The sequence below is a fragment of the Faecalibacterium sp. 3 genome (assembly GCF_048323735.1).
Lineage (GTDB): Bacteria > Bacillota > Clostridia > Oscillospirales > Ruminococcaceae > Faecalibacterium > Faecalibacterium wellingii.
Map to the genome: position 1 here is coordinate 285,192 of NZ_JBLWFN010000001.1, position 12,213 is coordinate 297,404.

The window sequence follows — 12,213 nt, forward strand, 5'->3', positions numbered from 1 at the left end:
ACGCGCCAGCTCCCCCGAAGGGGGAGCTTCAAAGGAAATTTAAGAAGCAATTTCTGAGAACCGCACCCGCTTTCCCCTCCACAGTGAAAAAGCTCCCCCCTTCGGGGGAGCTGGCATCGCGCAGCGATGACTGAGAGGGTCTCTTTCAATTCTAAAAACAGGAGCAACAACCATGAAAAAGAAACTTCTTGCACTGGTCTGCGCGCTGGCACTCACCTTCAGCTTTGCAGGCTGCACCATTTCCACCCCGGATACCGTGGGCAGCATCGGTGATTTTGAGATCACCTCCGGCATGTATCTGCTGGCCCAGTACGGAGCCTATCAGCAGGCGGCACAGCTGGCCGGCAGCGATCAGGATGCCTCGGATGCAAAAGCCTTTCTGAAGGAGACGATCACCACCGACTCTGACAGCGGCGAGACCGCCGTGGTCAGCGACTACGTGGCCCAGCAGACCCAGCAGACGCTGGAAACGCTGGCTGCTGTGGATGCCCGCTTCAAGGCACTGGGCGGTGAGCTGACCGACGAGCAGATCGCCACTGCCGACCGTTATGCCCAGCAGATGATGGACCAGTACGGCGACACCTACACCGCCAACGGCATCGGTCTGGAGACCATCAAGGCCTACCAGCGCCTGCAGGTGGAGCACACCGCTCTGCTGGATATGGTCTACGGCCCGGACGGCGAGACCCCGGTGGAGGACGACGAGCTGACCAGCCATCTGGACGACAGCATGTACGAGATCTGCTACATCAGCATCCCGCTGTACAACACCAGCACCTATGCCTTTGCGAACGACGACCAGAAAACCAAAATGCTCCGGCTGGCCCAGACTGCTGCCGACAGCGTCAACGCTGCAGGCGGCGAGACGGTCTCGGATCAGGTGAGTGCCCTGCATGAGGCCGCACAGAATGCCCTGCCGGACATCTACGCTGTGCTGGACGGCAAAACTTCCGACGACAGCGCCAGCGTCCAGACCGAACTGCTGACCGAAAGCGATGTTGCTTCGACCTTTACGCAGGACGGTGCTGCCGATGCTCTGCGCAGCCTTTCCTACGGCGAAGCCGCTGCCGTGCAGATCAACGGCTACACCCTGCTCCTGCTGGTGCGTGTGGACCCGCTGAGCGTATCCTCTCTGGATGATCTGCGGGAGCAGGTCCTGAGCGATATGAAGGGCAGCGAGCTGGACGATGCACTGGCTTCCAGCGGTGCAGAGCTGGCCCACAGCCTGAACAGCTCCGCCATGAACAAACTGCCCGCCAAAAAGATCGTGAACAGCAGCGCCAACAGCTGAGAGCCTCTATGAAAAAAGAGCCGCCTGTGGTTTTCCACCGTTTGCAAAAGCATTGTGGAAAACCGCAGGCGGTTTTTATTGTTTAGCGTGCTTGCCCTCTCCGTCATCGCTGGGCGAGACCGATTTTCTTTCACAGCGTCACTTTCGCGAACTCTGCGGCAAGGGCAGCATTCACCGAACGGATGGCATTCGCGTCCGGCTTGATCTCGGCCCGGTCATAGGTGAACAGCCCATTCACCTCATCCTCCACATCCGTCAGCTGGGTATACACCAGCGCCGAGAGTCCTTTTTTCAGCTGGGGCAGCACTGTGCCCAACTGCAGCTTTTTGCAGCGGGCCGTCAGCTCTGCACGGCTCTTGGCCGTACCGTAGCCGTAGGTCCTGCCCGGAGCTTCGTGCCCCGGCATGGGCCATGCAATGCCGCCGTATTCACTCAGGGCCACAGTGCGCTTTCCGGGCTTTACATGCAGCGGATAGAAATAGTTGTGGATGGAGCACACATCTCCGCCGCCCTGATCATACCAGCCGCTGGCCTCGTCCACAAGGCGGGTATCGTCCAGCGTGCGGATGGCCTGCACTGCCCCGGCCGCATCAAACTGGCCCCAGCCTTCGTTGAAAGGCACCCAGCAGCCGACACAGGGATGGCCGGAAAGCACCTGTACCGTGGCTTCCAGCTCCCGGCGGTATTCTTCCCGGCTGCTTTCCTTTCCCCGGCTCAGCAGCCCCCAGAGTGGCTCTGCATCGGGCAGGCGGCGCAGCAGCGGCTGCAGCACATTGGTCAGGTAGGTGACGAACCACAGCTTGTAGGCGCTGCCGCCGTTCACCATGTCCTGCCAGACCACAAGGCCCAGCCTGTCGCAGTGGTAATACCAGCGCTCCGGCTCGATTTTTGCGTGCTTGCGCAGCAGGTTGAAGCCCAGCGCTTTCACCTCGCTCAGCTCCCGCTCCACCGCCGCATCGGAAGGCGGGGTATACAGGCCCTGCGGCCAGTAGCCCTGATCCAGCAGGCCGTTGAGCAGGATGGGCTTTCCGTTCAGGCAGAAGCGCAGCACACCCTGCGCATCCGGCTCACAGCTCCACTTGCGCAGGGCAAAATAGCTGTGCACGGTGTCGAACTGTTCCTCCTCTCCCTGCGTGGTTCCCACGGTCAGGTCATACAAAAACGGGGTATCCGGGCTCCACGGAAAGAAATGTTCCTCCGGGATGTTCAGCGTCACCTCGCCGTCCCGGTCCGCTTCGTCGCTGCCCCAGTCCTCGGCAATGGTCACGCCCCCGGCCCGCACCACGGCCCACAGGTTCACCGCACCGCCGGGCATGGAAGTATGGGCTTTCACGGTCACGGTGCGGGCATCGTAGTCCGGCGTGACCGTGAGCGACTGGATGTAATTTTCCGGCACACGCTCCAACCAGACCGTCTGCCAGATGCCGCTCTGGGCCGGGTAGAACATGCCGCCGGGCTTCAGGGTCTGCTTGCCCCGGGCCTGCATGCCGCTGTCCGTGGGGTCCTGCACGGCCACCCACAGGCTGTTGCGGCCCGTATCGTTGAGCTGGGCGGTGACATCCAGTGTGAAGGGCCAGTAGCCGCCCCGATGGCCGCCCACCAGATGGCCGTTCACCTGCACCGCACAGGCATAGTCCACTGCGCCGAAGTGCAGCAGCACCCGGCTCCCTTCTCCCGGAGGGGGAGCAAAGGTGCAGTGGTAGTGCAGCCACTGGCCGGGCTGCAGGGTGCGGCCCACGCCGGAGGCCTTTGTTTCCGGCGAGTAGGGCACCAGAATGCTGCCGTCCCACGCAGCGGGGTATTCAGCTGTCTGGGTAATGGCGTACTTCCACAGGCCGTTCAGGTTCTCATAGCTGTCCCGGCGCATGGCCGGGCGAGGATATTCCGGGAGTGGGTGCATGGTTTCACCGCCTTTGATTTGTTGGTTTCATTCTAGCACAAGGCAGATGGCTTGTATAGACTGAGCAGCAACGATGCGGCGGCAAACAGCAGATAATGCAAGCGTTAAACACGCAAACCCGCTCCCACGCGATTACGCTCTGCACCGAAAACATTTTCCACATACAAAAAGGCTGCTGCACCAAATGGCACAGCAGCCTTTGCTTTTGCAATGATAAAACAGAAAACCTGAAGTCAGAGCTTACTCTTCGTCCTCGCCCTCATCCTCGTCATCCTCTTCGTCGTCATCGTCCTTTTTCGGCTTATAGAAGATGCCGCTCAGGAAGATGCTGATGAAGTACAGCAGCACCATGGGGCCGGCCACCATGCACTGAGACACGATATCCGGCGGGGTGACAACAGCTGCGATGAAGAAGATGATCACGATGGCAATGCCGCGCACCTGCTTGAGCAGCTGCGGGTTGATAATGCCCATCTTGGACAGGATGATGGTGATCAGAGGCATCTCAAACACGCAGCCAAAAATGATGAACATGGTCAAGCAGAGGTTGACATAGCTCTCGATACTGGTGGTGGTCTGGATGTACTCTGCACCCTCGATGCCGGTGCTGAGGAAACGCAGCATGAAGGGCATCATGAGCTTGTAGGCGAACAGCACGCCCACGCAGAACAGGATAAGGCCCAGCAGCATGACCAGCTTGAAGAAGGTGCTCTCGCTCCGTTTCAGGCCCGGCTTTGCAAATGCATAGATGTGGTAGAATGCCACCGGCACAGTGACCACCACGCCTGCCAGAATGGAGACGCGGAAATACTGCATCAGCTTTTCCTGCGGGGCAATGGAAACAAACTCGTAATAGTCGCGGCCCATGGCAGTGAGCAGATCGATCAGACGGTCGGCGTATGCCAGCGAGACCACAACACCCACCACGAACACCACCGCGCAGATGATCAGCCTGTTCCGCAGTTCTTTCAGATGGCCGGTCAGCGTCATGCTGCCGTCCTCTGCCATTACTTCGGCTTTTTTCTTTTTGCGCTTAACGTTCGTAGCCACAATTACTCCTCGTCTTCGTCCTTCTTGGAAACCTTCTTCTCGGTCTTCTCCTCGGAATCATCGGAGGAGCCTTCCTCGTCCTCCATGCCCTTCTTGAAGCCGTTGATGGTCTTGCCGAACATCTTGCCCAGCTTCGGCAGGTTCTTGGGTCCAAAGATCAGCAGAGCGACGACCAGGATGATCAGCAGTTCGTTAGTACCAATACGCATAATAAAAATCTCCTTTTTACTTTGCCGCGCCGCGTGGCGGGCTTATTGCATGTATCAGGCAACCGCGGGCGCGGGTGCATCCAGTAAGTAATCAGTCCTTCGGCAGAACATCATTCTGACGAGGGTCTTCCTCCACCGGCTCGGCCGCAGGAGCAGCCTCGGCAGCTTCCTGTGCGGGAGCCGCTTCTACGGCAGGCTCGGCCTTTTCCTCTGCGGGTGCAGCGGCAGGCTCAGCCTTTTCAACCGGGGCAGTGGGTTCTTCGGCCTTTTCGGCAGGTGCAGCGGTCTCCTCAGCGGGAGCGTTCTCCTCGGCCTTGGCGGCAGGTGCAGCGTCCTCTTCCAGCTCTTCCACCGGCTCCTCGGTCAGCTCGGTCACTTCCTCGGCAGCTTCTGCCTTGGCAGCTTCCTCCTTGCTGGTCTTGCCGATACCGGTAAAGCTCTTGGTCACATCCTTGACGCTGTTGTCGATATCCTTCTTGATATCGGTCAGCGGGGCAACGGCTTCCTTCAGGGGAGCCTGGATCTCATTCAGCGGCTCCACAACGTTCTTCTGGATCTCCTCAGAAGCAGCGCCAGTGTACTTTTTCAGTTCACGCAGCATCTTGCCGATCTTCTTTGCGTAGACGGGCAGCTGATCCGGGCCGATGAACACGAACGCCACGATCACGATGACGACAAGTTCCCAAAAACCAATTTTCATACTAACTCGTTTCCTTTCCTGTGCGGCGGGACGTTTTCCGGAGCCGACGCATCCGCTTTGCAGTGGGTGCCGCGAACCCATTCTTTGCCCTGTTCTTCGTCCGCTTCCGTGGGAGTTCGGCGCTCTTTGCGCCTGTGTTGCCCTACTTATACCGAAAAGTGGTGAACTCATTCTGAACAATATATGAACTTTTCATGAACGAGTAAGTGAACAGGGTGTTTTTGTAAACTTGTAATATTTTATAGCCAGTTTATTACAAATTGGATAGGATACAACAGTGCCGACTTTTCAAAACGGCCTGTTCTCACAGTTCAAAAGTCATGCCAGCGCTTTGCGCAATACGTCCGGGCTGACAGAGCACATAAGGTTGTAGGCATTCAGCACATCCGTGATAGCCTGACGATTTTGCTGCGTTAATACATAGTCATAGTTCTGATATCCGCTAAATCGGAAAATTGCTTCCTGTGAACTTAATGCATCCCGCAGCAGTTCAATATCGAAATCTTCTGCTCTTGTTACAAAGCCCTCCACCCATTTGAGTTTACCCGTATTGATTTTACAAACATCTCGGCCGATTGCACTAAAGGCATCTTGATTATAAGTATATTTGTTATCCCCTGCTCGCACGATGACCCTATTTGCATTTAGGAGCTCATCTCCAACATAGACAAAAGAAATCATTAAAACCAGTTCGTCCCTGTCACCATAAACACAAATGCTCGGTGCAACCATACATAGCCCTGTATTCAGCGTACTCTCAGCATAAGAATCCGATATTGTGTAATTATTTTCTACTCTGTCGTGTTCGACATTCAATTTCGCCAGCGCGTCCTTGATGCCAAGAATCTGCTGTGCTTCGGCCAGCACATCAAAATTTGACACGCCCGCTTTAGAAGCATCGTCTAACTGGTTATAAGCATTGACAGCCTTTTCGACTGCACTGCGGTTCTCGCGCGTGACTGTCCCGATCTGTGCAATCAGCGTTTCCACTTCCTGTACCGAAGGCACTGCCGCAAAAGCCCCCATTGGCATTACCATCAGCATTATCAGCACTGTTACAAGGATCGCTGAAATTTTTCTCCGCATTTTTATCTCCTCCTATTCACGATTCGACTTCTGTATACGAAATATCTGCAAGTGCTTTTGCACGCACCTTCTCACTGGCATTCAGATACAGGTAATTTCCTCCTTTTTTGAAAAGGCAACAATCTTTTCTCTATTATATCATTTTTCAATATGCTGTAAAAGATTCCCATTTCCACAAAAAAGAAGCCTGCCATCGGGCACATTGTCCAATAGCAGGCTTCCATAATGCGGGGATCAGTGGCCGCAGCTCTCGCAGTGGTCGCAGTCCTCTTCCAGCTTACCCACGATGGGTTCCGGATCGATGCCCTGACGGCGGTAGTAGTCGGACAGAGCAGCCTTGACGGCCTGCTCGGCCAGAACAGAGCAGTGCACCTTGATGGGAGGCAGACCTTCCAGAGCTTCCACAACAGCCTTGTTGGTCAGCTTGAGGGCCTCGTCGATGGTCTTGCCCTTGATGAGGTCGGTGGCCATGCTGCTGGTGGCGATGGCGGCACCGCAGCCGAAGGTGAGGAACTTGACATCCACGATCACGTTGTTCTCGATCTTCAGGTACATGCGCATGATATCGCCGCACTTGGGGTTGCCCACTTCGCCCACGCCGTTTGCGTCGGGGATCTCACCCACGTTGTGCGGATTTGCAAAATGCTCCATGACCTTTGCGCTATACATGCTTGCCATAATTACTGCTCTCCCTTCAGGCTGAACTGGCGGGCCGTGTTCTGGCCCTGCAGCCACATACAACTCATAGCACGGCGGCGGGGAATGACCTCCTCCAGCACGTCGCACAGATATTTTGCTTCTTCCATGGTGTTCTGCGGGCCAAAGGTGAACCGCATGGAGCCGTGGCCGATCTCCTCCGGCACGCCGATGCTCAGCAGGACGTGGCTGGGGTCCAGACTGTCGGAGTTGCAGGCAGAGCCGGTGGAGGCGCAGATGCCGTGCATATCCAGATCCAGCAGGATGGTCTCGCCCTCCAGACCCGGGAAGCTGATGTTCACATTGTTGGGCAGACGGGGGCTGCGGCCGCCGTTCAGGCGGGCTTCCGGGATGTTCTTGAGGACGCGGTCGATGACGTAATCGCGCAGCTCGCTCTCGTGGGCCATGCGCTCGTCCAGATGCGCCGTGGCGATCTCCAGTGCCTTGCCCATGGCAGCAATGCCGGCCACGTTCTCGGTGCCTGCACGGTGGCGGGCCTCCTGACTGCCGCCATCGATCAGGTTCTGGGGCCATACGCCCTTACGGCAGTACAGCGCACCCATGCCCTTGGGGCCATTGAACTTGTGGGCGCTCATGGACAGCATATCCACGCCCAGCTCCTTCACATCCACGGGGATGGCACCCACAGCCTGCACCGCGTCGGTGTGCATCCAGACACCGTGCTTGTGAGCGACCTCTGCGATCTCCTTGATGGGCTGGATGGTGCCGATCTCGTTGTTGGCCATCATAATGCTGACCAGCGCGGTATCGGGACGGATGGCAGCTTCCACGTCCTCGGGACGGATGTAGCCCTCGGCGGTGGGCTTGATATAGGTCACTTCAAAACCCATGCGCTCCAGTGCAGCCATGCTGTGCATGATGGCATGATGCTCAAAAGCGCTGGTGATGAGGTGCTTTTTGTTCTGGCGTGCCTTGGTGAAGGCAGTGCCCTTTACGGCCCAGTTGTCGGCCTCGGAGCCGCAGCTGGTAAAGAAGAGCTCAGCCGGACTTGCATTGATGGCCTTTGCCACCTGCGCACGGCCGGTGTCCACGAATTCCTTGGCCTCATAGCCCACACTGTAATGGCTGCTGGGGTTGCCGCAGGCACCGCTCAGGGCTTTGACCATCATTTCCAGTGCCTCGGGAGCACAGGGAGTGGTGGCAGCATTATCCAGATAAACCACTTTTTCCATGTTTTCCATAGGAATGATCCTTTCTTATTGAACGCGTCTGCAGGAGCCTTGAATGCCCTGTGCAGATGCGGAATCCTTTCAACGGATAAGTTATACCATATCATTCCCTAGTATGTCAATATGAATACTGGATTTTCGTGATTCAGTCACCTTTTTTGCCCTTTCCGGTCAGTTTTCCCAGTAACACCTTCCACTTGGGGTAGCCCCAGCGCTTATCTTCGGCAAAATCGTCTGCCAGCTTCCAGGGAAAAACGCCGCCGTCGAAGTACAGATTGCCCTGTTCGTCCACGCGGTCCAGCTTTTTGGGCAGATACGCCTCATCGTAGTAGCTCTTGCGGCGGTCGGGCAGCACCCAGTGCAGGGTGCCGTCCTCGTCCATGCCGGACGCCCATACGCCGAACACGAAGGTAGCCGCTTCGCCGTAGCAGTGCTGCTCGAACCGGATAGCGCCATCATAGTAGAACTTGATGACCTCCAGCGTACCGGATTCCTTTTTGCCGTCCCGGCCAAGGGTGGGGCGGTAATCCTGCTGATAGCGGCAGCCGCAGTGGCTGCCGGCAAAGTCTTTTGCATGGAACGACATGGCGTGGTTTCCTTTCTTTCTGGTAGGATCGTTTACTTTTTATATAAAGTACACGGCGGCTTTTCGCGGGACGATCTGGAATATCCTCCGCTGCGCTCTCTCAGGAACTCCCCCAGTCACGGCTACGCCGTGCCAACCCCCTCTGGGATGGGGCCTTTGGCATAACGATGCAGTTTCCGGCTAAACCGCAAAGCTTGCGGGCGCGCCAGGCTCCCTCTCCGAGGGAGCTGGCAAAACCGTCAGGTTTTGACTGAGGGAGTCACGCCGGGCAGCTTTAAAAATGCCCCTCAAAATCTCCCTCGATCTCGTAGGGCCAGCTCAGGATGCCGCCCAGATCCCGCAGATTGGTGTAGCCCAGCGCTTCCAGCTTCTGCACGGCATCGGCACTGCGGCGGCCGGTGCGGCAGTAGACGAGCCACATGGCATCCTTATCCGGCAGCACCTCGGCGGCACGGCTCAGCACCTGACTCAGCGGCAGCAGCTTTGCCCCCGGAATGTGGCCCACAGCAAATTCGTCCGGCTCCCGGACGTCCACGGCGGTTGCCTCGTGTGCATCCAGCAGACGGATGGCGTCGGCAGCAGTGATCTTCTCAGTCATACTCTCACTCCTTATGTTATCCTCTTATCCATCCTATGATAGCAGACCTTTTTTGTTTGCACAAGAGGATACCTTTGCAAAATCCGAGCAACGTGCTATACTATAGGAAGCAATAAGGAGAGGATCGCCATGAAATTTTCGACCAAAAGCCGTTACGCCCTGCGCCTGATGGCCGAGCTGGCACGCTATGCGCCGGGCACCACCGTCAGCCTGAAGGAGATCAGTGAGCGGCAGAACCTGAGCCTGAAATATTTGGAGCAGATCGTCACGCCGCTGGCCCGGGCAGGCCTTGTCAAGAGTGAGCGCGGCAGTCAGGGCGGCTACCGCCTGACCAAAACCCCTGCCGCCTACACCGCCGGTGAGATCCTGCGCGCCATCGAGGGCAGTGTGGCCCCCATTCCCTGCCTTGGCAGCGAGACCAACGAGTGCCCCATGTGGGAGCAGTGCTTCACCCTGCCGTTCTGGACCGGCCTTGACGAGGTCATCAACCAGTATATCGACAGTGTAACGCTGGAGCAGCTTGCCCGTCAGCTGCCCACCGCAGACAAAAAAGAGGGCTGCTGCAGCTGCGGCACGAAAAATGCCTGAATCTTGAAAGAAATGCTTGACATTCGCCTTTGCATCGGCTATAATAACTAAGCATTCAGCGAATGCCTATAGGGGTATAGCTCAGCTGGTAGAGCAGCGGTCTCCAAAACCGCGTGCCGTGAGTTCGAAACTTACTACCCCTGCCATAACCGCACAGGTTCTTCGGAGCCTGTGCGGTTTGTTTTTGTACGCCTGCGGCAAGGCCGAACCATTTAGAATGGCCTCCGCATTCGCTCTGGCCATTTTCAGCGGAAATATCATTTTTATGTTCGTGTTCCGGAAATGACTGCGGTCATTTCCGGAACACTTTTTCACGGGAAGGGACCGGAGAGGAAAACAGCATGTTTTTTGCATTTTTTGAAATTTATGCTTGACAAGCAGGCGGTTTTTCGATATAATAAAGCACGTTCCGGCGGTAAGCACCGCACGAAACTTGAGCGATCATGGCCCGGTAGCTCAGTTGGTTAGAGCACCAGCCTGTCACGCTGGGGGTCGTCGGTTCGAGCCCGATCCGGGTCGCCATTTGCTGCTATAGCTCAGTTGGTAGAGCGCATCCTTGGTAAGGATGAGGTCTCCAGTTCGAATCTGGATAGCAGCTCCATGCGCAGACACCTCGAAGTCTTAGGACTTCGGGGTGTTTTTTTGTTTGCGGTCCTTTGTTGCATCCATCTGGTTGTCTACTCTGCCCAAAAGCAGCGGAAACTTTCTTCCGCTGCCGTCAATTGATGTCACCGTACAGTTGTTATACAATTAACATAATGCATTTGGCGGCAGTCTGGCCGCATAGAGAGTATTGGAACTTTTGGAGGTAACTACTATGGCTCGTTTTACCCTGCCCCGTGATCTTTACCATGGCAAGGGCGCTTTGGAAGCCCTGAAGACTTTTACCGGCAAAAAGGCCATCGTCTGCGTGGGCGGCGGCTCCATGAAGCGGTTCGGCTTTCTGGATCGTGCGGTCTCCTACCTGAAGGAAGCAGGCATGGAAGTAGAACTGTTTGAAGGCATCGAACCCGATCCCTCGGTGGAGACCGTCATGCGCGGTGCTGAGGCCATGCTGAAATTTGAGCCGGACTGGATCATCGCCATGGGCGGCGGCTCTCCCATCGATGCCGCCAAGGCCATGTGGATCAAGTACGAGTATCCCGAGATCACCTTTGAGGGGATGTGCAAAGTGTTCGGCATCCCGCCGCTGCGCCGCAAAGCCCACTTCTGCGCCATTTCCTCCACCTCCGGCACCGCTACCGAGGTGACGGCTTTCTCCATCATCACCGATTACCAGAAGGGCATCAAGTACCCCATCGCGGACTTTGAGATCACGCCCGACGTGGCCATCGTAGACCCGGATCTGGCCGAGACCATGCCCAAAAAGCTGGTGGCCCACACCGGCATGGACGCCATGACCCACGCCATCGAGGCCTATGTTTCCACCGCACACTGCGACTACACCGACCCGCTGGCCATCTTTGCCATCCGCATGATCCAGGGCGATCTGGTGGACAGCTACAACGGCGACATGTCCAAGCGTGACTCCATGCACAACGCCCAGTGTCTGGCCGGCATGGCCTTCTCCAACGCACTGCTGGGCATCGTGCACTCCATGGCCCACAAGACCGGCGCTGCCTTTGCGGACTACGGCGCACACATTATCCATGGTGCCGCCAACGCCATGTATCTGCCCAAGGTCATCGCGTTCAACGCCAAGGACCCCGAAGCCAGGAAGCGCTACGGCGTCATTGCAGACGAGATGAAGCTGGGCGGCGCCAACGATGACGAGAAGGTAACGCTGCTCATCGAGTACCTGCGCGGCATGAACGATGCGCTGAACATCCCCCACTGCATCCAGCACTACGGCCCGGACTCCTACCCCGCCGAGCAGGGCTTTGTGCCGGAGGACGTGTTCCTGCAGCGCCTGCCCGAGATCGCAAAGAACGCCATTGCCGATGCCTGCACCGGCTCCAACCCCCGCCAGCCCAGTCAGGAAGAGATGGAAAAGCTGCTCAAGTGCTGCTACTACGACACCGAGGTGGATTTCTGAGCCTGACCGCCTAACTGCATAAGCCTCCCATTCCGGCTGCCGGTCTCGCGCTTCTGTGAGCCGACAGCCGGTTTTTGTTTTGTCCGGCCTGCTTTTATACGACAAAAACGCCCCGAAGCGTTTCCGCTTCGAGGCGTCTGAGCTGGAGCTGCTATCCAGATTCGAACTGGAGACCTCATCCTTACCAAGGATGCGCTCTACCAACTGAGCTATAGCAGCACAATCACAGCTCAATTATAATACCACAGCTTTTGCTGTTTTGCAAGTGTTTTTTGCAAAATAGT

Annotated in this window: 12 protein-coding genes and 4 tRNA genes; 6 read left to right on the forward strand and 10 right to left on the reverse strand. The window is 56.8% G+C overall.

Annotation, left to right across the window (positions count from 1 at the left end; genetic code table 11):
- Positions 1-172 precede the first annotated feature (172 nt).
- Complete coding sequence (locus tag ACNSPV_RS01245; RefSeq protein ID WP_348584864.1) at positions 173-1,291, forward strand: foldase; 1,119 nt, start codon at positions 173-175, stop codon at positions 1,289-1,291.
- 130 nt (positions 1,292-1,421) lie between these two features.
- Here ACNSPV_RS01245 and ACNSPV_RS01250 read toward each other — a convergent pair whose 3' ends face one another.
- The 9 genes from ACNSPV_RS01250 to ACNSPV_RS01290 all read right to left on the reverse strand — a co-directional run bounded on the left by ACNSPV_RS01250 (position 1,422) and on the right by ACNSPV_RS01290 (position 9,306).
- Complete coding sequence (locus ACNSPV_RS01250) at positions 1,422-3,191, reverse strand: glycoside hydrolase family 2 protein (protein ID WP_348584863.1); 1,770 nt, start codon at positions 3,189-3,191, stop codon at positions 1,422-1,424.
- Between the two features lie 240 nt (positions 3,192-3,431).
- Positions 3,432-4,241, reverse strand: a complete 810-nt coding sequence (tatC, locus tag ACNSPV_RS01255; RefSeq protein ID WP_348584862.1) for a twin-arginine translocase subunit TatC — start codon at positions 4,239-4,241, stop codon at positions 3,432-3,434.
- 2 nt (positions 4,242-4,243) lie between these two features.
- Entirely contained in the window at positions 4,244-4,450 is a 207-nt protein-coding gene (gene tatA / locus ACNSPV_RS01260) for a twin-arginine translocase TatA/TatE family subunit (RefSeq protein ID WP_348584861.1), read from the reverse strand.
- 91 nt (positions 4,451-4,541) lie between these two features.
- A complete protein-coding gene (locus tag ACNSPV_RS01265; protein WP_348584860.1) occupies positions 4,542-5,150 on the reverse strand; it encodes a Sec-independent protein translocase subunit TatA/TatB in 609 nt (202 codons plus the stop codon).
- A gap of 318 nt (positions 5,151-5,468) precedes the next feature.
- Positions 5,469-6,236: a hypothetical protein gene (locus tag ACNSPV_RS01270; RefSeq protein ID WP_348584859.1), complete on the reverse strand. Its 768-nt coding sequence runs from the start codon at positions 6,234-6,236 to the stop codon at positions 5,469-5,471.
- Between the two features lie 234 nt (positions 6,237-6,470).
- Positions 6,471-6,914, reverse strand: a complete 444-nt coding sequence (gene nifU, locus ACNSPV_RS01275; RefSeq protein WP_005937858.1) for a Fe-S cluster assembly scaffold protein NifU — start codon at positions 6,912-6,914, stop codon at positions 6,471-6,473.
- Positions 6,915-6,916: 2 nt separating this feature from the next.
- Positions 6,917-8,134, reverse strand: a complete 1,218-nt coding sequence (locus ACNSPV_RS01280) for a cysteine desulfurase family protein (protein WP_005937861.1) — start codon at positions 8,132-8,134, stop codon at positions 6,917-6,919.
- 133 nt (positions 8,135-8,267) lie between these two features.
- A complete protein-coding gene (locus ACNSPV_RS01285) occupies positions 8,268-8,708 on the reverse strand; it encodes a hypothetical protein (protein ID WP_249237448.1) in 441 nt (146 codons plus the stop codon).
- Positions 8,709-8,982: 274 nt separating this feature from the next.
- On the reverse strand, positions 8,983-9,306 hold the full coding sequence (locus ACNSPV_RS01290; RefSeq protein ID WP_348584858.1) for a rhodanese-like domain-containing protein: 324 nt from the start codon (positions 9,304-9,306) through the stop codon (positions 8,983-8,985).
- Positions 9,307-9,435: 129 nt separating this feature from the next.
- On the opposite strand from ACNSPV_RS01290, the gene ACNSPV_RS01295 reads away from it, so the two are divergent.
- The 5 genes from ACNSPV_RS01295 to ACNSPV_RS01315 all read left to right on the forward strand — a co-directional run bounded on the left by ACNSPV_RS01295 (position 9,436) and on the right by ACNSPV_RS01315 (position 11,929).
- Complete coding sequence (locus tag ACNSPV_RS01295; RefSeq protein WP_348584857.1) at positions 9,436-9,894, forward strand: Rrf2 family transcriptional regulator; 459 nt, start codon at positions 9,436-9,438, stop codon at positions 9,892-9,894.
- A 70-nt stretch (positions 9,895-9,964) separates the two neighbouring features.
- A tRNA-Trp gene (locus ACNSPV_RS01300) sits at positions 9,965-10,040 on the forward strand.
- A gap of 299 nt (positions 10,041-10,339) precedes the next feature.
- Positions 10,340-10,416: transfer RNA gene (locus tag ACNSPV_RS01305), tRNA-Asp, on the forward strand.
- Positions 10,417-10,419: 3 nt separating this feature from the next.
- Positions 10,420-10,495 (forward strand) — tRNA-Thr (locus ACNSPV_RS01310).
- Positions 10,496-10,711: 216 nt separating this feature from the next.
- Entirely contained in the window at positions 10,712-11,929 is a 1,218-nt protein-coding gene (locus ACNSPV_RS01315) for an iron-containing alcohol dehydrogenase (protein WP_348584856.1), read from the forward strand.
- A 143-nt stretch (positions 11,930-12,072) separates the two neighbouring features.
- Here ACNSPV_RS01315 and ACNSPV_RS01320 read toward each other — a convergent pair.
- A tRNA-Thr gene (locus ACNSPV_RS01320) sits at positions 12,073-12,148 on the reverse strand.
- Positions 12,149-12,213: the final 65 nt, after the last annotated feature.

What these genes read in the sequence shown, in the direction of transcription:
- ACNSPV_RS01245 (WP_348584864.1), top strand. Translation starts at nt 173, where the DNA reads ATGAAAAAGAAACTTCTTGCACTGGTCTGCGCGCTGGCACTCACCTTC.
- ACNSPV_RS01250 (WP_348584863.1), bottom strand. Translation starts at nt 3,191, where the DNA reads ATGCACCCACTCCCGGAATATCCTCGCCCGGCCATGCGCCGGGACAGC.
- tatA (WP_348584861.1), bottom strand. Translation starts at nt 4,450, where the DNA reads ATGCGTATTGGTACTAACGAACTGCTGATCATCCTGGTCGTCGCTCTG.
- ACNSPV_RS01265 (WP_348584860.1), bottom strand. Translation starts at nt 5,150, where the DNA reads ATGAAAATTGGTTTTTGGGAACTTGTCGTCATCGTGATCGTGGCGTTC.
- ACNSPV_RS01270 (WP_348584859.1), bottom strand. Translation starts at nt 6,236, where the DNA reads ATGCGGAGAAAAATTTCAGCGATCCTTGTAACAGTGCTGATAATGCTG.
- nifU (WP_005937858.1), bottom strand. Translation starts at nt 6,914, where the DNA reads ATGGCAAGCATGTATAGCGCAAAGGTCATGGAGCATTTTGCAAATCCG.
- ACNSPV_RS01280 (WP_005937861.1), bottom strand. Translation starts at nt 8,134, where the DNA reads ATGGAAAACATGGAAAAAGTGGTTTATCTGGATAATGCTGCCACCACT.
- ACNSPV_RS01285 (WP_249237448.1), bottom strand. Translation starts at nt 8,708, where the DNA reads ATGTCGTTCCATGCAAAAGACTTTGCCGGCAGCCACTGCGGCTGCCGC.
- ACNSPV_RS01290 (WP_348584858.1), bottom strand. Translation starts at nt 9,306, where the DNA reads ATGACTGAGAAGATCACTGCTGCCGACGCCATCCGTCTGCTGGATGCA.
- ACNSPV_RS01295 (WP_348584857.1), top strand. Translation starts at nt 9,436, where the DNA reads ATGAAATTTTCGACCAAAAGCCGTTACGCCCTGCGCCTGATGGCCGAG.
- ACNSPV_RS01315 (WP_348584856.1), top strand. Translation starts at nt 10,712, where the DNA reads ATGGCTCGTTTTACCCTGCCCCGTGATCTTTACCATGGCAAGGGCGCT.